Source organism: Clostridium chromiireducens, assembly GCF_003575225.1.
Classification (GTDB): domain Bacteria; phylum Bacillota; class Clostridia; order Clostridiales; family Clostridiaceae; genus Clostridium; species Clostridium chromiireducens.
The window spans coordinates 15,414-33,148 of the sequence record NZ_QXDJ01000008.1; the positions used below are offsets into that span (position 1 = coordinate 15,414).

A 17,735-nucleotide genomic window follows, 5' to 3' on the forward strand; every position below is an offset into this window, starting at 1 on the left:
AATTGGAATATAGTTTTAGGGATATTGAAATTTGGAATGAGAAAATAGAGAAAAAAGTTAGAGAATATGGACTAGATTGTTATCCTCAAGAATTTGAAATGATAAATTTCAATGAAATGATAGGGTACGAGGCTTATGTAGGAATGCCTTCAAGATACCCTCACTGGAGCTTTGGAAAATCTTATGAAAAGAACAAAACCCTTTACTCTTTAAACCTTACGGGTCTCCCTTATGAGATGGTAATTAATTCAGATCCTTGTTTGGCATATTTGATGAAAGATAATACATTATTGCTACAAATATTAACTATGGCACATGTATATGGACATAATGATTTTTTCAAAAATAATAGGTTATTTAAACAGGGGACAAATGCAAAATACACTTTAGAAATGTTCAATTTGGATGCGAAGATAATAAGAGGATACATTGACGATCCAAGTATAGGATATTCTGAGGTAGAAAGAATATTAGATGCTGCCCATGCTATAAGATATCAAGCTAAAAGAAGCATTGGTATTAGGGAACTATCCAATGATGAAATTAAAGAAAATATATTAAAAGAGTATGAAAGTAAAAGAGAAAATAGAGGGATTCTCGATGCGTACCAGGATATACAGTTACCTGATTTAGAGAAGATTCCTTTAGAACCTGTTGATGATCTTGTAGGATTTATAATAGAGTATGGTCACCTTCAGGAATGGGAGAAAACTATTTTAAGGATAGTTAAAAGAGAAACGGAATATTTTATTCCACAAATCGAAACTAAAATAATGAATGAAGGCTGGGCAAGTTATTCACATTATAATCTTTTAAAACAACTAGATCTACCTCAAGAATTACATCTTGAATTCTTAAAAAGACACAATGATGTAATAGCGCCTGCAATAGGAGGATTAAATCCATATTACATTGGTTTCAAAGTATTTGAGGACATAGAAAGAAGATATGGAAGAGATAAAATATTTGAGGTTAGAGAAGTTGAAAGAGATTCATCTTTCTTAAGACGCTATTTAACTCGTGACTTGTGTGAAGAACTTAACTTGTTCCAATATAACGAAAGGACTTTTGATATTGTTATAGAGGAAATATCAGATGAAACTGGCTGGAAAGCAATAAGAGATACTTTAAGTTATACTGCTGGTGTGGGTAATATACCATATATTAGGGTTGTAGATTTGAATAAGAAAAATTATACATTAACATTAGAAAATGTTTTTGATGGTAGAGCCCTAGAACTTTCATATGCAAAGGAAACTTTAAAGTATGTTCAAGAATTGTGGGGACATGATGTTAAGCTAATCACTAAATCAACCGATAAGCAGGATGTGATTTTAACTTGTAATCAAGAAAAGAGAATAATTGTATCCTAAGAATTGCAATTAAAATAGAATATGCTAATTATTTTGAGGAGTTGTTACAAAATGAAATTTTAGTAGAATATTCATCTTTGTAACAGCTTCTTCCACTTTAATTTCTTACGTAAAAGTAACCAAAAGGGTAGAAATGAATATTCTATTTATGTAAGAAAGTAATAGTCTTAGGAGATAAAGATGAACTTGAAAGGTAGTAAAACTGAGAAAAATTTATTTAAGACATTTGCTGGAGAGTCCAGAGTTAGAAATAAATATACATTTTATGCAGAAAAGGCAAGAGATGAAGGATTTATGTATATAGCAAATGTTTTTGAGGAAACAGCAGGCAATGAAATGGCTCATGCTAGAGAGGTATATAGAAGATTTTTAGATAGAGTTAATAATACAAAAAATAATTTAATTGAATCCGCACTTGGAGAATCAGAAGAGAATAAAGTTATTTACAAGGAATTTGAGGAAATAGCAAGAGAAGAAGGTTTTGAAGAAATAGCTGATTTTTATAAAGAACTTCAGGAAGTGGAAGGGCATCATAAGGAAAGATTTTTGGCGCTAGCTAAAAGGGTGAAAGATGGGAAAATGTTTAAATTGGATAGAGAGTCAGAATGGTTATGTTTAAATTGTGGCTATATTTATGAAGGTAAGGAAGCACCTATGAGATGTCCATTATGCAGATATCCAAGATCATATTTTAAGAAAAATGATGATGAGGATTGCAAATAGGGGGCAAATATATGATTTATGAATATCCTGAAGACTTTGTAGTTCCTGTTGTTTATACGAAAGATTTAAATCCAATATATAGAGAATGGGAAGTTAAATATTTATATATGGATGAATCAATAGTTCCATTTGATCAATCAGAGGAAGATAAAACTTCTCATATAAATAAAAATGAGAAATCAAAAGACATTTATATTTATTCTTTTAATAGTGATGAAGATACTTATAATAAAAAAATATGTTGTGATAATCTAATTGATGATAATTTAGATGATGTAAATGCTAAGTATATATTAAGTGATATAGATGATGAATATGCAAATAGCGAGACTTTAAGAATATAATAAATAATTATATATTTAATTATTTATCGATGCAATTATAAATATACTAATAGTGAATATTAAAATTGTAGAGGAATGATTATGAAATTTGAAGATTTAGCTAAAAAGCAGTATCAAGATATAGATAATCTAAGTACGTTGCTAAAAAGTTACGTAGATGTTTATAGATTGTTGATTGCAGGAGCTTCAGAGCTATATAATGTGAATTTGACAAAGAAAAGTGAAGTGAGAAAAGCTTTAGAGAGAGTTGAGAATGTAGGCGAGTTGATTGATAAACTGGTTAGCACATTAGATAGATGTGAAGGGGCATACTTAAGATATTGTAAGATAAAAAATGATTACATTACTACAACAACTGAGAAAGATAAAATATTCACTGAAATAGATAATGAGCTAAACTTTCAAAATTCAGAAAGAGAAGAATAGAAATTAATAAAAAACTCTGTCTCAAGTTATAAGACAGAGTTTTTTATAAAGAAGAAAATCTTCTAGATAACAATAATATCTATTCCTTAATATTTCTTCAATTGAAGTTTACTTACCATTAAATATGAGCCGACAATCATTAATATGACAACAGGATAAATTAACATTGCCAATTTTAGGTCAAGCATGACTATGATTAGCGAAATAAGCGCTATAAAACAGCCAACTATAGTTATTGGAACACCAGTGAATACACCATCAAATTGAGCAGTATTAAATCTAGCTAATCTATATGCTCCACATATTGGAAATAATAATAGTATTATAAATCCTAATAAGCCTTTAGGTCCAAAAGATTCAAGATTGAATAGTATGAATACTAATATAGATGGAGCTACTCCGAATGAAACTAAATCAGCTAAAGAATCTAATTCTTTACCTAAATCACTGGAGACATCTAAAAAACGAGCTATCCTACCATCATATCTATCTACCAATCCTGCAAGTAATATAAATATAGCTGATAATTCATATTTATCATTCATTACTGATAATATAGATATAATTCCACAAGACAAATTAATAAAGGTAAATACATTAGGAATACAACTTTTCCTCATAAAATCACTCCTAAAATTATAAAAAATACTTACAAAGAGTTATTATAACACATTATTTAAAATAATATAAGGTATAAATTAACTTTAAGATTTTATTAAGATTATCTAGTATCGACATTGAATAAGTATAATGATATAATAAAGGTCGTCAAATAGCCATTATATGTAATATATTTTATTAGAAACTTAAAAGATTTACAACTTTGTTAATCAAATTGCTATAAATATTTTTAAATTTTTCTAGAAATCTTTATATATAACTAAATTTTGATTTAAGAAAATTATTGGAGGTAGGTTATTTTATGAAAAAAGTAAGATTCATATACAACCCATACTCAGGAGAAAATAGTATAATAAGTGAATTAGATAATGTCATAAAGTTACATCAAGAAGTGGGTTTAACAGTTGTTCCGTATAGAATACAAAAAGGCAAAGATCTTGCAGAGGCATTGGACATAATAGATGAAACATATAGTTATATTTTGATAGCTGGTGGAGATGGAACTGTAGATTCTGTTGTAAATGCCATGAAAAATAAAAACATAAATATACCTATAGGGATATTACCTGTAGGAACCGCAAATGACTTTGGTAAGTTTATTAATATGCCTAATGATATACAACAGGCATGTAAACAAATTCTAGATTCAAAGCCTGTAGCTGTTGATGTAGGTAAAATAAATGATAAGTATTTCATAAATGTAGCCAGCTCCGGGCTTTTTACGGATGTATCTCAAAAGACAGATGTAAATTTAAAGAATACAATAGGAAAATTAGCATATTATTTGAAAGGGCTTGAGGAACTGCCTAACTTTAGAAAACTAAAAATTAAATTATTGTCTCGAGAATGTAATTATGATGGAGAAATGTATTTACTTTTAGTGTTTAATGGTAAAACAGCAGGAAACTTTAATTTAGCCACAGAAGCAGAAATTACAGATGGTAAGTTAGACGTAATAATATTTAAGGCCATACAAGTAATAGAATTATTGCCGCTATTTATAAAACTTTTAAAAGGTGAACACTTAGATTCAGATAAAGTAGTTTATTTTAAAACAGATGATTTATATATTGAATCTTTAGAAGATATAGTCACAGATATTGATGGCGAGAGAGGGCCAGATTTTCCTTTGAGAATTAAATGTATTGAAGGTGGAATTAAACTTTTAGGTATAAAATAACATAATTTATAATAAATATAAGTAACAGGAATATGGATTGGAGCGTAGTTTGTGAACTTTGCATATTATTTATTTTTGTTACTTATAATTTTTTTGTCTATTTCGATTATAAAAAAGAATTTAGAAGTTTCACCAAAGAAAATAAAAATATATCTAGCCATAGTAATTACATTATTTTTATTAAGACATATAGCGCTATTTCTTTTATGCATACTTGAGAATAGTACTGTAATATATTATTTAAAGCCAATAATATTTTTAAATCATTTAGCTATTCCACTTATTGTGCTTGCTATAACTTTTGTTTACTTACGGTCAGAGAAATTAAACTTTGGCGGCAGTTATGCTATTGCGGGAGTTGCGTGTTTAATATATGCAGCTATAATGCAGAACTCAAAAGTTACAGTACAAGTTAACTATTTGTATGGATTCATATTAGAAATAAATAGAGGAACGATTTTATTCCTATTCTCATTAATATTTCTAGCGGTTCTATTAATATTAAATGTAATTTTATTAGATAAGCCTTTTGCTAATAAGAAAGGAATATGGTTTATAATTATAGCTATTACAATAGTAATGTTAGAAGATGTTATTATTCTAGGTGGAATTAAAGTATTCCCTTATTCAGTATTAGGAGAATTGTTATTTCTGATAATTTTGGATTTGGTACTAAAAGGATTTAAGGTATCGTCAAAAAAATGATTAATTGAAAGAGGCTAAAAAATAAAAAATCCACCTAGTTGGTGGATTTTTTTTATTGAACTCTTCTTTTTTTAGAAGAACTATTAGATGTATGATTAGCTGAAGATTTTTTATTATTCTTAGCTGAACCCTTATTTAGATTATTGCTAGAAGAAGTCTTTTCTTTATAATTCAACTTATCAGCATTCTTAGTGTTCCTAGCTGAATCATCTTTTGAGTCATTATTGGATTTATGCTTACCTTGATACCCAATTTTTCCAGGAGTAAAGCCTATTAAGCAATTTTTTCCATTTCCGATTAAATCCTCTCTATGAGCTTTAATCAGAGCTTTTTTTACTTTTTGATAATTTTTAGGTATAGCAAATTGTATTAATGCTCTTTGCATTTCTTTTTCTTCTGGTGTCTTTGGAACATAAACTTCTTCATTAGTTAGAGGGTTAATACCAGTATAATATATTGTAGTTGATAGACTACCTGGTGTTGGGTAGAAGTCTTGAACTTGCTCTGGTGTATACCCCATTTCTTTAATGTACAAAGCAAGATCTATAGCAGCGTTTAAATCAGAACCAGGATGAGAAGACATTAAATAAGGAACTAAAAATTGTTTTTTGTCTAATTTCTTATTTATTTGAAAATATTTATTTACAAATCTATCATATACTTCCCTTGTTGGTTTACCCATTTGATTTAATACTTTTGGAACAACATGCTCTGGAGCAACCTTTAATTGACCACTAATATGATGCTCGCACAATTCTTTCATGAAGGCATCATTTTTATCATGTATTAAGTAATCATACCTAAGTCCAGAACGGATAAATACTTTTTTTATCCCAGGAAGTTTTCTTACTCTTTTTAATAGTGAAAGATATTCAGTGTGGTCTATTATTAAGTTTTTGCAAGGGGCTGGGAACATACACTGTTTATTTTTACAAGTCCCATGTTCTATTTGTTTCTTGCAGGCTCTATGCCTAAAGTTTGCAGTAGGACCTCCGATATCGTGGATGTATCCCTTAAAATCTGGTAAAGTTGTTAAAAGCTTTGCTTCATCAATAATCGATTCTTGGCCTCTATTTTGAATTACTCTTCCTTGATGGAAAGTTAATGCACAAAACGAGCAGGAGCCATAACATCCTCTATGACTTGTTATTGAAAACTTGACCTCTTGTATTGCAGGTATGCCACCCTTTGCTTCATAAATTGGATGATACGTTCTTGTATATGGTAGGTCGTAGGTTAAGTCCATTTCTTCTTGAGTTAAATTTTCTTGAGGGGGATTTTGAACCAAATATCGATCTCCATATTTTTGTATTATAGCTCTTCCGTGAATGGAGTCTTGTTCATAATATTCTGATTTATAAGCTTCGCCGTAGGCTTTTTTATCAGTAGATACTTCTTCAAAGGAAGGCACTATAATTGAATTTTTTATGTTAGTTATATCATTAGTTAAATAACAAGTTCCACGTACGGTTGTAATATTCTTGATATTTGCACCGTATCGTAATAGATCGGCAATTTGAACTACAGTTTTTTCACCCATACCATACATTAATAAATCGGCTTTAGAATCAACAAGGATACTTCGTCTAACTTTATTATCCCAATAATCATAATGTGCAAAACGTCTAAGACTTGCTTCTATTCCGCCAATTGCAATGGCAGTATCTTTGTAGGCTTCACGTATTCTATTGCAGTATACTATAAGTGCTCTATCAGGTCTATGGCCAGCTTCACCGCCAGGCGAGTATAAATCTTCACGTCGTGTTTTTTTCGCAGCAGTGTAGTGATTAACCATAGAATCAATATTTCCTGAATTAACTAAGAATCCATATTTCGGTTTTCCTAATCTTTTAAAATCCTCAGAGCTATGCCAGTCAGGCTGAGCTATTACACCAACATTAAAACCTTGTGCTTCAAGAGTTCTTCCAATAATTGCAGTACCAAAAGAGGGATGATCCACATAAGCATCGCCAGAAACTATTATAAAATCTAATTGTTCAATTTTTCTTTTTGTTAAGTCCTCTTTACTAATGGGTAAAAATTCCTTGCAAAGTTTCATATATTATTAACTCCAATTCTTAATTTATTTTATTAAAATCATTTATTGTTAAAATTATCTAACTTTAAGATAGTATATATAAGTCAATAGATGATAATTTATAATGAATATTTTAGTTTCCAATAAGTATAATATTCATTACTTATCATAATTATCAATGATTTGAGAATAGGCTTTTAAAGCCCATTCTTAAAGTATATTAACATAACAATAATTAGTTTACAAATAATATGTATCAATAATCATTTTGTAAGTTTAATGAAATATATCAAAAGGAATCCAAAATATTTGAACTAATGAATAAGTGTAAAAAAATGTATTCAATTTATGAATTAAGCATAAATATAAGTTATACAGTATTAGTGACAAGATAGGATGAGTAACGATTAATTCAAGTTAATTAAGTTGCAAAAACATATTGTTTTTTTACTTCTATGTAATATAATAAGTAGAGATAAATCATTTTAGAGAATAGAATATTTCGATATACAAGGTGGTGTACAAGATGGAGGATGGACCTCAGAATATAAAATGTAATACAGCAAAAACTAAATATATTCAGAAGGGGAGTCTTCTATTTATGGTTATTCATATTTAGTGTAAATGTAAATAACTATATTAAAGTTCAGTTTATAAGTGTGAATTCCACTTAAAGACTTCCTTTCTGCGTGAAAGTGGGGAGGAAATTATTATGATGGAATTAACTACATTTCTATACACAAACATTTTGGATAGAAAAGTTTATGATGAATTTGGAGATGTTTTAGGGAGCATAAGGGATATTTATGTAACTACGGAGGATGGTTATCCTAGAGTAATCGGATATAAGCTTAAGAAAGATGGAGTTACCTTTCATTATGAATTCAGATATATAGAGTTCACTCAAAAAGAGGGGAAGTTCAAAATAAAAACCAGAGGAAGTAAGGAAATACTTCCAATGAGATATAGCTATCTTCTATCTGAAAACCTTCTAGACAAAAAGATCGTTGATATTAATGGAAAACAAGTCGTTAGGGTTAATGATTTAAGAATTGCTAGAATAGCTGGAGAATACAGAGTAATTGCAGTTGAAACAGGCCCTTTAGCGAGATATAGAAGATTGAAAGTAGCAGGCATTATGAAGTTTTTCTATAAAATAATGAGAAAAGATATTGAGGATAGAGTTTTAAGATGGGAAGACGTTGAGTCTTTAGAAATGGTTGATAACAACTTAAAATTAGCTGTCCCATACAAAAAGTTATCTACAATGCATCCAGCAGACCTTGCGGATATATTAGAAAATCTTGATACTAATTCAAGAAAACAAGTTTTAGAGTCTTTAGATGAAGATTTGGCCGCTGATACATTAGAAGAGATTGACTCTGAGTATAAGGGGGCTATTATCAAAGAATTATCTGATAGTAAAGCTGTTGAAGTATTAGAGAATATGCCTAACGATGAGATTGCTGACTTATTAGATGATTTAGATGAAGAAGAAAGAGAAAAAATATTAGTAAATCTTGAAAAAGAAGATGCAGATGAAGTTAAAGAACTTTTGCAATATGAAGATGAAACTGTTGGTAGTATAATGAGTAAGGAATTTATATCTGTAAACCTGGATATTACTATTGGAGATACAATTGAAATACTAAAAGAAATGCAGCCAGATGAGGAAGTTATGTATTATATATATATAACAGATGAAGAGGAGCATATTCAAGGTGTAGTGCCTTTGAGGGATTTGATAATAAATGATACCAATGTTAAAATAAAAGAGATAATGGATGGTGTAGTATCTAGAGTAAAGCATGATGATAAGATAAATGAAGTTATAGAAGTCGCAGCAAAATACAATCTAAATTCTGTACCAGTAATAGATCAGAATGAAAGGCTTATAGGTATAGTTATAATTCATGATTTAATAGACGAGTTTTTATATCCTCTTTGGAAAAAGAAAAATTAATGCAAGCAACACTTTTGAGGAAATTTCTTAAAAAGTGTTGACTTTTTTTATATAAATTATATATAATAATATTATAAACCCTATCAAAACACTAAGAATTAAAAACTAGGAAAAAGGAAAGTAACATAGAGGACGTTTACAGAGAGAAAAGGAAGCTGAGAACTTTTCATCAAGAATTTGTGTGAAGTGCCCTTTGGAGTTGAAGTCTGAACATAGGCATATCATTTTACATCTGCCTAAGTAAGATTCTCCGGGTTCGCCCGTTACAGTGATACGGCATTTTATGTGCCTGAGTTGAGAGGGATTAATTATTTAATCCAATTAGAGTGGAACCGCGAATTTTACTTCGTCTCTATAATTTTATAGAGGATGAAGTTTTTTTGTTATATAAATGAAAAACATGAAATAATTTAGTAGAAATTTAAGGAGGATAATAATAGTATGATTTATAATGGAGGACTTGAATTAATAGGGAATACACCAATTATAAAAGTAAATAATTTAACTAAGGATGAAAATATTGCTGAGGTATATGTTAAACTAGAAAAATTCAATCCAGGTGGAAGTGTTAAAGATAGAGCGGCTTTAGGAATGGTTGAAAGAGCTGAAAAAGAGGGTATATTAAAGCAAGGGTCAATAATAGTAGAGCCAACAAGTGGAAATACAGGAATAGCACTCGCTCTTATAGGAAAACTAAAAGGCTATAGAGTTATTATAGTGATGCCAGAAACAATGAGTAAGGAAAGAAGAGATTTGATAAAAGCATATGGGGCAGAGCTTGTATTAACAGAAGGGGCTAAAGGTATGAAAGGTGCAATAGAGAAAGCAATAGAGATAGGAAGTGGGGAAGGGTATTTTATTCCTCAACAATTTGAGAATATTGCTAACCCTGAAAAGCATTATGAAACAACAGCAGAAGAAATATATAAAGACATTCCAGATTTAGATGCATTTGTAGCAGGAGTTGGAAGTGGTGGAACTGTAGTAGGAGTATCTAAAAATTTAAAAAAGAAAATTGAGGGGCTTATAACGTTTGCAGTTGAGCCGGCTAACTCACCAGTGTTAAGTGGAGGAAATCCAGGTGGACATAAGATTCAGGGTATTGGTGCCGGATTTGTTCCGGGAATTTATCAAAAGGATTATGTGGACGAAATACTGCAAGTAAAGGATGAAGATGCTTTTAAAACAGCAAGATCATTTGCTCAAACAGAAGGCGTACTAATTGGTATATCATCAGGAGCAGCAGTGTATGCAGCTTTACAGGTTGCTAAGAAGCTCGGAAAAGGCAAAAAAGTATTAGCTATTGCACCAGATGGAGGAGAGAAATATATATCAATGGGATTATATGACTAGGCAATTAATTAACTACAAGAGAAAATAAATTATTTTATGATCTTTTGGGAAAGTTAAATACTAGAAAATGCATTAAATATAAATTGTAATTTCACTTTAAACAAAAGCTCTACTGAAAACTATAGAAAAGGAGAATACGCTGTGTTTAAAAAATTGAATTATGACTTGGAACGGGTTTTAAACGAAGATCCAGCAGCTAAGAGTAAAATAGAAGTATTGTTACTATATCCGTGTATCCACGCATTAATATCATATAGAATAGCACATTTTCTTTATTTGAAGAAGAGGTTTTTTCTAGCTAGATTAATTTCTCAATTATCTAGATTCTTTACAGGAATTGAAATTCATCCAGGAGCTAAAATAGGAAAAGGATTATTTATAGATCATGGAATGGGTGTGGTTATAGGAGAAACTGCTGAGATTGGAAATAATGTTACTATTTATCATGGAGTGACATTAGGTGGGACAGGGAAAGATAAAGGGAAAAGGCATCCAACTATTGAGGATGATGTATTAATTGGTACTGGAGCTAAAGTTCTTGGTCCTATAACAATAGAAAAGGGAGCTAAAATAGGAGCTAATGCGGTAGTTGTGAAAAACGTACCAGCAAAAGCAACTGCAGTAGGAAGTCAAGCCAAAAATATTGTTCGAACAACAGCAAGTGCGACTATAATCGAAATAAGTGATGTAAAAGGCCATAAAAAGAAAATATTTAATGATATGGTAATTTAGTGATATATGTATGGGAGTATTTGGATAGGTTAGTGGTGATTTATTTAATATAGATTCAGTGGGTTTAAATTATGAGAAGTTTCTATGACTAGAAGATTTATTTAAATTTAGTGTTAAGTAATTTTAGTTTGATATTATTTAATAATTATTGAATAACTTTATACAAAGGTATGAGAGAATAAACTAATAAGTTTAGATTTCATATCTTTTTCATTTGGATAAAATATTATGAAAAATATTAGTTTTTTACTTTAATAAAAACTATGTAGAACATTATTATTAACATCTGCAGATTGAGATTGTTACAAAAAACTTACAATATGGTTATTAATATTTTAAGAATTGCATAGATTTTTGAAAGAATATATAATGTATATTGATATAGGCTCAAATATATTATGCGTTGTTTCTAAGATATGAGTAGAAATTACTATTTTTTTATTGGAAAATTATGTATTGCATAATATAATAAATATATATGTGCTTATTAAGAAAGGTTGGAATGTAATGTTATCACCAATTGCAATAAAAATAATAAAAATGATGCCTGAAGGATTAATTATAAAAATAGCGAAAAGTATAGTAAATAATTATATAAGAAAATATGCGAGAATAAACATTCATGGAATAGATAATATAGAGAAGGCTAAAAAGCCAAGAATATTTGTATGTAATCATTTGAGTAACTCTGATGGATTGGTTTTGTCAAGAGTATTAAAAGAAAAAAGTGATCCTTACTTTGTTGCAGGAGTAAAGTTATCAGACGATCCGATAACACAACTAGGAACTAAGATAGTCAAAAATATACCGATCAAGCCTAGCTCGGCTGATAAAGAAGCTATTACTAGGGTGGTTAAGGCACTTAAAGAAGGTAATGATGTTTTGATATTTCCAGAGGGAACTAGAAGTAGAACTGGTGGACTTATACAGGGGAAAAAAGGCATTTTGTTATTTGCCAGAATGGCAAAGGCAGAAATAATTCCAATTGGTATGTCTGGTACAGATGTATTGCTACCAATAAGTAAAGATGGAAATATGGGTTCGGAAAAGTGGCAGCCTGCAGATGTTACCATAAATATAGGCGGGAAAATTATATTTCCTCCTAAGCAAAAGGATGAAGATAAACATGAATATGATGACAAGTGTATGGATATTCTAATGAGGAGCATAGCAAATCTTTTGCCTGAAAAGTATAAGGGAATTTATAAGTAAGGAGATTACAAAAGATATGAAAGCAAGGACAAAAAAGATTGTAGATATTTTGAAGGAAACATACCCTGATGCAAAATGCGAATTAAATTACGAAACACCACTTCAATTACTTGTAGCTACAATATTGTCTGCTCAGACAACAGATAAGAAAGTAAATGAAGTAACAAAGGATTTATTTAAAGATTATCCAGATTTAGATTCTTTATTAACTTTAACAAATGACGAGCTTGAGGGACGGATAAAACAAATAGGTTTATATAGAAATAAGTCTAAAAATTTAATCCTTATGTTTAATCAGCTTAAGGAAAAGTTTAATGGAGAAGTTCCAAAGACTATGGAAGAGATAATATCTCTTGCAGGAGCAGGAAGAAAGACAGCCAATGTTGTATTATCAAATGCTTTTAATGTGCCATCTATAGCTGTAGATACTCATGTATTTCGGGTATCAAATAGATTAGGTTTAGCAAATTCAGAAAATGTTTTAGAAGTAGAAAAACATCTACAAAAAGAATTGCCTAAGAAAGAGTGGACACTTATGCACCATCTTCTAATATTTCATGGAAGAAGATGCTGTAGTGCTAGAAATCCTAATTGCGGAGGGTGTCCGTTAAATGAACTCTGTAAATATAAGGCGAAGGTATATAAAAACAAGGAATAAAGATATCTAATAGTTGCTATTAAGTATTAATAATTATAATAAAAATACATACTAAAAATATGAACCACAATTAAGATAATTTATCTAACTAGTGGTTCTTTTAAATTTATATATAGTAAATTAAAATTAATATAGATAAAAGAATTAGTTATCAATATTCTATAATTATAATTATAGAATATTGATAACTATAAATAAATGGTTGGAGGAAATCAATGAAAATTGGAGTTATAATGGGCGGTATATCATCGGAAAGAGAAATATCACTAAAAAGTGGGAATTCTATAATTGAAAATATAAATAGAGATAAATACGAAGTAGTATCAATAATAATAGATAAAAAAGATGATATAATAACTAAAACCAAAGAAATAGATTTTGCACTTTTAGCATTGCATGGCCAATTTGGGGAAGATGGAACAGTTCAAGCAGTTTTACAAACATTAGGAATACCTTATTCAGGATGTGGTCCTTTAAGTAGTGCGATGTGTATGGATAAAGATATAACAAAATCAACTTTGAAAGCTGCCGGGATTAGAACAGCTCCTTGGATTAATCTAAGAAAAGGTGACAGTATAGATTTTGATAAGATAAACGAATTAGGATATCCAGTTGTAGTTAAACCAACTCATGGAGGATCAAGTGTGGCTACATTCATTGTAAAAGAAGAAAGCGAAATCCAGAGTTGTGTTGTAGAAGCATTTAAATGGGACAGTGAAGTAATGATTGAGAAATTTATAAAAGGTGATGAAATAACATGTCCGGTTTATGGGGATAAAATGCTTCCTGTAATTGCAATAAAGCCAAAAGCAGAATTTTTTGATTTTGCTTCAAAATATCAAGATGGCGGAGCAGAAGAAATTGTTGTTGAATTAGAAAAGAACCTGCACGAAGAAGTAGAAAAAATGGCCTTAGAAACTTACAAAGCATTAAAATGTGAAATATATTCAAGAGTTGATATGATAATTACAGAAGAGGGAACACCGTATATATTAGAAGTGAATACACTTCCAGGAATGACTAAAAATAGCTTAATCCCTAAGAGTGCAGCAGCCCTAAATATAAGTTTCTCTCAATTAATAGATATGATTATAGAAGACTCAATAAAAATCAGCAGATAATAAAGGTATTGTGTAGCGCCGAAATATAAAAATACTTGCTGTGTGAGGATACTTTAAGTTTACTGATAAAAAACCGAAATGGAATAGATGTGTTTGCTTCGGTTCTTTGAAGATTTTGCTGGGTGATTCTAAGATTATAAGTTGTACCCAAAGTGCTTGCTTCAAGGACTACGCCTTGAACAAGCACCTTTGGAACAACTTATAATCTAGAATCACAGCCAGCAAAATCTTCTAATGAACACTGCGCAAAAACATCTAGTCCATTTCTTTGTTTAATGTAAACTTAAAGTGAATTATATTTAAGCAAGTATTTTATATTTCTCTAGTTATCAATATCCTTAATGAATGATATTTATAGTCTTCAAAACAATTTATATCATCTTAATACAAGAAACATATGAAATTGGAATAGGTATCTGTGAAACTCTTAAAGTGATAGGAAAACAAAGAAATAGAATACATATATGTGCAGCAGGCATTGAAAAATGAGCTGCTGGTATGTCTTAATGGGAGGTTGTTCCATTTTGCTTGTCCAAAATAAATTTTGGAGCACGCATAATGGGCGCAACCTCCCATTTAGACATACCCAGCGAAGTTTTTCTAGTCCTGCGAAACATATATGTATTTTATTTCGGTTGTTAATCGCTTCACTTTAAGTATTGTACAATAATCCATGTTATGAAAAAGACTGCTATTTGCTCTTGCAGTCTTTGCATACACCTTTCATTACTAAATCGTGATCTGTTAAAGTAAAACCGGTTGAATTTTGAACTATTTCTTCTATTTGAATCATAGGACATGGAATATCAACTTCTTTATGACAAATATCACATTGTAAATGATGTCTATGAGTTTTTCCTTTGAGTTTATAAGAGAATACTCCATCATTAAAAGGAGTTTTTTCTACAATTTCCTTTTCTTCGAATAATTCCAGTGTTCTATAAATAGTACTTAGATTAATATCTATATTATTGCCCCTGCAAATTTGATACATTTTTTCAGCTGACAAACTATTTTCAGAAGTCTGCAATATATTTAGGATTTCTGTTCTTCCTTTTGTTATTTTAATACCTTTTTCTTTTAGAATGTTTCTTGACTCCATTTTGATATCCCCTAACAGCTAAATAATTAAGTATATTATAGCATATATAAGCAAGCACATGAAAATAGTAATAAGCTAAATATTTCATAATTTTTTACTTGATATACTAATTATTTAGAAAAAAATCATCTCAAGTCCAAAAAATATAAGCGCAATACCGGCAAAGAAATTTGCATATGTTGTCACAAATTTTATTTTTTTTATATATCTACAAATAAAATATCCTAAAGTGCAAATAAATAATGTGATTAACCCTATTAAAATTGAGTTAACACAAAGTAGTAAATTTCGTTGAATATGATGAAATGCAGTAAAACCAATCACTAAAGCGTCAATGCTTACAGAGATTCCAAGTATGATACAGGTACTATTTTTTATTAGTATTTCATTCTCTTTTTCTTTAAATCCATCAATCATTATAAGTATTCCTACAATTCCCATGATTATTCCACCTGCAATAGAGGGGATATTTGTAACATAAGTATCAAATAAATATCCTAAACTTCCTCCTACATATGTAAATAAAAATTGAAAAAATGCAAAAGATAATAAAAACTTAACCTTATGTTGTCTGTTAACTGATGAATTTAGACCAATACCTAAGGTAATTCCGAAGGCATCCATGGCTAATGCTATGCCTATTATTATAACATCATATAAATTCATATTCTCATCCCCTCTAAATATTAAACTTACTCTATAATAATTAAAAATCTTTTAATATATGCAAAAAATTTAAAAAAAGTCTTTATTAAATACTTTTTTTATTGTATATTAATAAATAGTGTATTACTATGAGTGAAATAGTATATCATATTCGAACTGTTTAGTATAACAGACAAGGAGGAAATTTCATGTCAAATTGTATAATAGCCCAATCAGGAGGTCCAACAGCAGTAATTAATTCAAGTGTGGTGGGACTTTTAAATGCGAATAAAGAACAAAAAGCTTTTGAAAAGGTATATGCCGGTTTAAATGGAATTGAGGGAATATTAAATAAGAATATAATTGATTTATCATCTGTGTGTGATGAAGATATACATAATTTTAGATTTACGCCATCATCAGGATTAGGATCTTGCAGATACAAATTAAAGGATGTTAATTCCAATAGTAAAGAATATGAATCTCTAATAGAAATCCTTAGAGAATATGATATTAAAGCATTCTTCTATGTTGGTGGAAATGATTCTATGGACACTATTGCCAAGCTTTCTAAGTATGCAAGGGCAAATAACATTGATATAAAATTTATAGGTATTCCTAAAACTATTGATAATGACTTAAAATTTACTGATCATACTCCAGGCTTTGGAAGTGCAGCGAAGTTTATTGGTACTACAGCGTTAGAGACATATTTAGATGCTTCAGTTTATATTAATAATGGTATATTTATATTAGAAACTATGGGGAGAGATACAGGATGGCTTGCAGCTTCCGCATGTCTAGCTAAAATAAATGATAAACCAGTTGCGGATTTTATATATCTTCCTGAAGCAGCTTTTGATAGGATTAAGTTCTTAACTGATGTCAAAAGAAAATTCGAAGAACAAAATAAAGTTTACATAATAGTATCAGAAGGTATAAAAGATGAAAATGATAACTTTGTTTCTGAATTTGAATGTGTATCTCAAGATAATTTTGGACACGCTCAGTTAGGTGGTGTTTCAAATTATTTAAGGAAGTTAATTCTTGACGCTGGTGTTACAACAAGAGTAAAAGCACTACAACTTGGAATACTTCAACGTTGTGCGATGCATTGTGCGTCAGATACAGATTTAACAGAAGCCTATAATGCAGGTAAAATGGCTCTAAAATATGCGGTACAAGGTGAGACAGGAAAAATGGTTAGTATAAATAGGGAAGTTAGCGAACAATATACAGTTTCGTATTCCTTAGTTAACGCTGAAGATGTAGCGAATAATGTGAAATACTTCCCGACAGAATGGATTAATAAAGAAGGGAATTTTGTGACTAGTGAAGCGTACTCTTATTTTGAACCACTTATCAAGGAACTTCCTAGCTTAACATTTGAAGGGAATCTTCCTAAGTATAGAGTATTTAATCAGTAAGCATAATTGATTATCAAAGTTGGGATGTAATTAAAATATTATTTTAATTACATCCCTAAAATAATAATAATTAATCTAAATGATAACTAACTTATAATATATTTAGGTGCAG

The 17,735-nt window shown here is 29.8% G+C and carries 17 protein-coding genes and 1 other annotated feature; of the genes, 13 read left to right on the forward strand and 4 right to left on the reverse strand.

Translation table 11 applies throughout. From position 1 onward, the window contains the following. Window positions 1-2 precede the first annotated feature (2 nt). The 4 genes from D2A34_RS23410 (at window position 3) to D2A34_RS23425 (ending at window position 2,866) form a co-directional block, all read left to right on the forward strand. Window positions 3-1,373, forward strand: coding sequence for a SpoVR family protein (locus D2A34_RS23410; protein WP_079439985.1), 1,371 nt, complete (start codon window positions 3-5; stop codon window positions 1,371-1,373). Window positions 1,374-1,553: 180 nt separating this feature from the next. Then, entirely contained in the window at window positions 1,554-2,096 is a 543-nt protein-coding gene (locus tag D2A34_RS23415) for a rubrerythrin family protein (protein WP_079439984.1), read from the forward strand. 11 nt (window positions 2,097-2,107) lie between these two features. Next, window positions 2,108-2,440: a hypothetical protein gene (locus D2A34_RS23420; RefSeq protein ID WP_079439983.1), complete on the forward strand. Its 333-nt coding sequence runs from the start codon at window positions 2,108-2,110 to the stop codon at window positions 2,438-2,440. Between the two features lie 81 nt (window positions 2,441-2,521). Then, a complete protein-coding gene (locus D2A34_RS23425) occupies window positions 2,522-2,866 on the forward strand; it encodes a hypothetical protein (RefSeq protein ID WP_079439982.1) in 345 nt (114 codons plus the stop codon). An 86-nt stretch (window positions 2,867-2,952) separates the two neighbouring features. Here the strand turns inward: D2A34_RS23425 and pssA are convergent, their stop codons facing one another. Then, the gene (gene pssA / locus D2A34_RS23430) at window positions 2,953-3,486 is read right to left on the reverse strand and encodes a CDP-diacylglycerol--serine O-phosphatidyltransferase (RefSeq protein WP_079439981.1); all 534 of its coding nucleotides are present in this window, start codon (window positions 3,484-3,486) and stop codon (window positions 2,953-2,955) included. Window positions 3,487-3,788: 302 nt separating this feature from the next. Here pssA and D2A34_RS23435 point away from each other — a divergent pair, with 302 nt between their 5' ends. Continuing rightward, window positions 3,789-4,667 carry a YegS/Rv2252/BmrU family lipid kinase gene (locus tag D2A34_RS23435; protein WP_079439980.1) on the forward strand — a complete coding sequence of 293 codons (879 nt, stop codon included), beginning with the start codon at window positions 3,789-3,791 and terminating at the stop codon, window positions 4,665-4,667. A gap of 51 nt (window positions 4,668-4,718) precedes the next feature. Beyond that, window positions 4,719-5,372, forward strand: coding sequence for a hypothetical protein (locus tag D2A34_RS23440; RefSeq protein ID WP_079439979.1), 654 nt, complete (start codon window positions 4,719-4,721; stop codon window positions 5,370-5,372). A 52-nt stretch (window positions 5,373-5,424) separates the two neighbouring features. Here D2A34_RS23440 and D2A34_RS23445 read toward each other — a convergent pair whose 3' ends face one another. Beyond that, window positions 5,425-7,431: a YgiQ family radical SAM protein gene (locus tag D2A34_RS23445; protein WP_119368093.1), complete on the reverse strand. Its 2,007-nt coding sequence runs from the start codon at window positions 7,429-7,431 to the stop codon at window positions 5,425-5,427. Window positions 7,432-8,122: 691 nt separating this feature from the next. Here D2A34_RS23445 and D2A34_RS23450 point away from each other — a divergent pair. The 6 genes from D2A34_RS23450 (at window position 8,123) to D2A34_RS23475 (ending at window position 14,449) form a co-directional block, all read left to right on the forward strand. After that, the gene (locus tag D2A34_RS23450; protein ID WP_182629454.1) at window positions 8,123-9,373 is read left to right on the forward strand and encodes a magnesium transporter MgtE N-terminal domain-containing protein; all 1,251 of its coding nucleotides are present in this window, start codon (window positions 8,123-8,125) and stop codon (window positions 9,371-9,373) included. Between the two features lie 98 nt (window positions 9,374-9,471). After that, window positions 9,472-9,730 (forward strand) — a binding site (T-box leader). An 84-nt stretch (window positions 9,731-9,814) separates the two neighbouring features. After that, window positions 9,815-10,726, forward strand: coding sequence for a cysteine synthase A (gene cysK, locus D2A34_RS23455; RefSeq protein ID WP_079439977.1), 912 nt, complete (start codon window positions 9,815-9,817; stop codon window positions 10,724-10,726). A 141-nt stretch (window positions 10,727-10,867) separates the two neighbouring features. After that, the gene (gene epsC, locus D2A34_RS23460) at window positions 10,868-11,458 is read left to right on the forward strand and encodes a serine O-acetyltransferase EpsC (protein ID WP_079439976.1); all 591 of its coding nucleotides are present in this window, start codon (window positions 10,868-10,870) and stop codon (window positions 11,456-11,458) included. 507 nt (window positions 11,459-11,965) lie between these two features. Continuing rightward, window positions 11,966-12,670 carry a lysophospholipid acyltransferase family protein gene (locus D2A34_RS23465; RefSeq protein ID WP_079439975.1) on the forward strand — a complete coding sequence of 235 codons (705 nt, stop codon included), beginning with the start codon at window positions 11,966-11,968 and terminating at the stop codon, window positions 12,668-12,670. A gap of 16 nt (window positions 12,671-12,686) precedes the next feature. Further along, on the forward strand, window positions 12,687-13,328 hold the full coding sequence (gene nth, locus D2A34_RS23470; protein WP_119368094.1) for an endonuclease III: 642 nt from the start codon (window positions 12,687-12,689) through the stop codon (window positions 13,326-13,328). A gap of 215 nt (window positions 13,329-13,543) precedes the next feature. Then, on the forward strand, window positions 13,544-14,449 hold the full coding sequence (locus D2A34_RS23475) for a D-alanine--D-alanine ligase (RefSeq protein WP_079439973.1): 906 nt from the start codon (window positions 13,544-13,546) through the stop codon (window positions 14,447-14,449). Window positions 14,450-15,140: 691 nt separating this feature from the next. On the opposite strand, the gene D2A34_RS23480 is transcribed toward D2A34_RS23475, so the two are convergent. Beyond that, a complete protein-coding gene (locus tag D2A34_RS23480; RefSeq protein WP_119368095.1) occupies window positions 15,141-15,551 on the reverse strand; it encodes a Fur family transcriptional regulator in 411 nt (136 codons plus the stop codon). A gap of 114 nt (window positions 15,552-15,665) precedes the next feature. Then, window positions 15,666-16,217, reverse strand: a complete 552-nt coding sequence (locus D2A34_RS23485; RefSeq protein WP_079439970.1) for a manganese efflux pump MntP — start codon at window positions 16,215-16,217, stop codon at window positions 15,666-15,668. Between the two features lie 188 nt (window positions 16,218-16,405). Here D2A34_RS23485 and D2A34_RS23490 point away from each other — a divergent pair, with 188 nt between their 5' ends. After that, window positions 16,406-17,623 carry a 6-phosphofructokinase gene (locus tag D2A34_RS23490; RefSeq protein ID WP_119368096.1) on the forward strand — a complete coding sequence of 406 codons (1,218 nt, stop codon included), beginning with the start codon at window positions 16,406-16,408 and terminating at the stop codon, window positions 17,621-17,623. The last annotated feature ends 112 nt before the right edge of the window (window positions 17,624-17,735 follow it).

What these genes read in the sequence shown, in the direction of transcription:
- D2A34_RS23480 (WP_119368095.1), bottom strand. Translation starts at nt 15,551, where the DNA reads ATGGAGTCAAGAAACATTCTAAAAGAAAAAGGTATTAAAATAACAAAA.
- D2A34_RS23450 (WP_182629454.1), top strand. Translation starts at nt 8,123, where the DNA reads ATGATGGAATTAACTACATTTCTATACACAAACATTTTGGATAGAAAA.
- pssA (WP_079439981.1), bottom strand. Translation starts at nt 3,486, where the DNA reads ATGAGGAAAAGTTGTATTCCTAATGTATTTACCTTTATTAATTTGTCT.
- D2A34_RS23490 (WP_119368096.1), top strand. Translation starts at nt 16,406, where the DNA reads ATGTCAAATTGTATAATAGCCCAATCAGGAGGTCCAACAGCAGTAATT.
- D2A34_RS23415 (WP_079439984.1), top strand. Translation starts at nt 1,554, where the DNA reads ATGAACTTGAAAGGTAGTAAAACTGAGAAAAATTTATTTAAGACATTT.
- D2A34_RS23485 (WP_079439970.1), bottom strand. Translation starts at nt 16,217, where the DNA reads ATGAATTTATATGATGTTATAATAATAGGCATAGCATTAGCCATGGAT.
- nth (WP_119368094.1), top strand. Translation starts at nt 12,687, where the DNA reads ATGAAAGCAAGGACAAAAAAGATTGTAGATATTTTGAAGGAAACATAC.
- D2A34_RS23445 (WP_119368093.1), bottom strand. Translation starts at nt 7,431, where the DNA reads ATGAAACTTTGCAAGGAATTTTTACCCATTAGTAAAGAGGACTTAACA.
- D2A34_RS23435 (WP_079439980.1), top strand. Translation starts at nt 3,789, where the DNA reads ATGAAAAAAGTAAGATTCATATACAACCCATACTCAGGAGAAAATAGT.
- D2A34_RS23425 (WP_079439982.1), top strand. Translation starts at nt 2,522, where the DNA reads ATGAAATTTGAAGATTTAGCTAAAAAGCAGTATCAAGATATAGATAAT.
- D2A34_RS23475 (WP_079439973.1), top strand. Translation starts at nt 13,544, where the DNA reads ATGAAAATTGGAGTTATAATGGGCGGTATATCATCGGAAAGAGAAATA.
- D2A34_RS23465 (WP_079439975.1), top strand. Translation starts at nt 11,966, where the DNA reads ATGTTATCACCAATTGCAATAAAAATAATAAAAATGATGCCTGAAGGA.
- cysK (WP_079439977.1), top strand. Translation starts at nt 9,815, where the DNA reads ATGATTTATAATGGAGGACTTGAATTAATAGGGAATACACCAATTATA.
- D2A34_RS23420 (WP_079439983.1), top strand. Translation starts at nt 2,108, where the DNA reads ATGATTTATGAATATCCTGAAGACTTTGTAGTTCCTGTTGTTTATACG.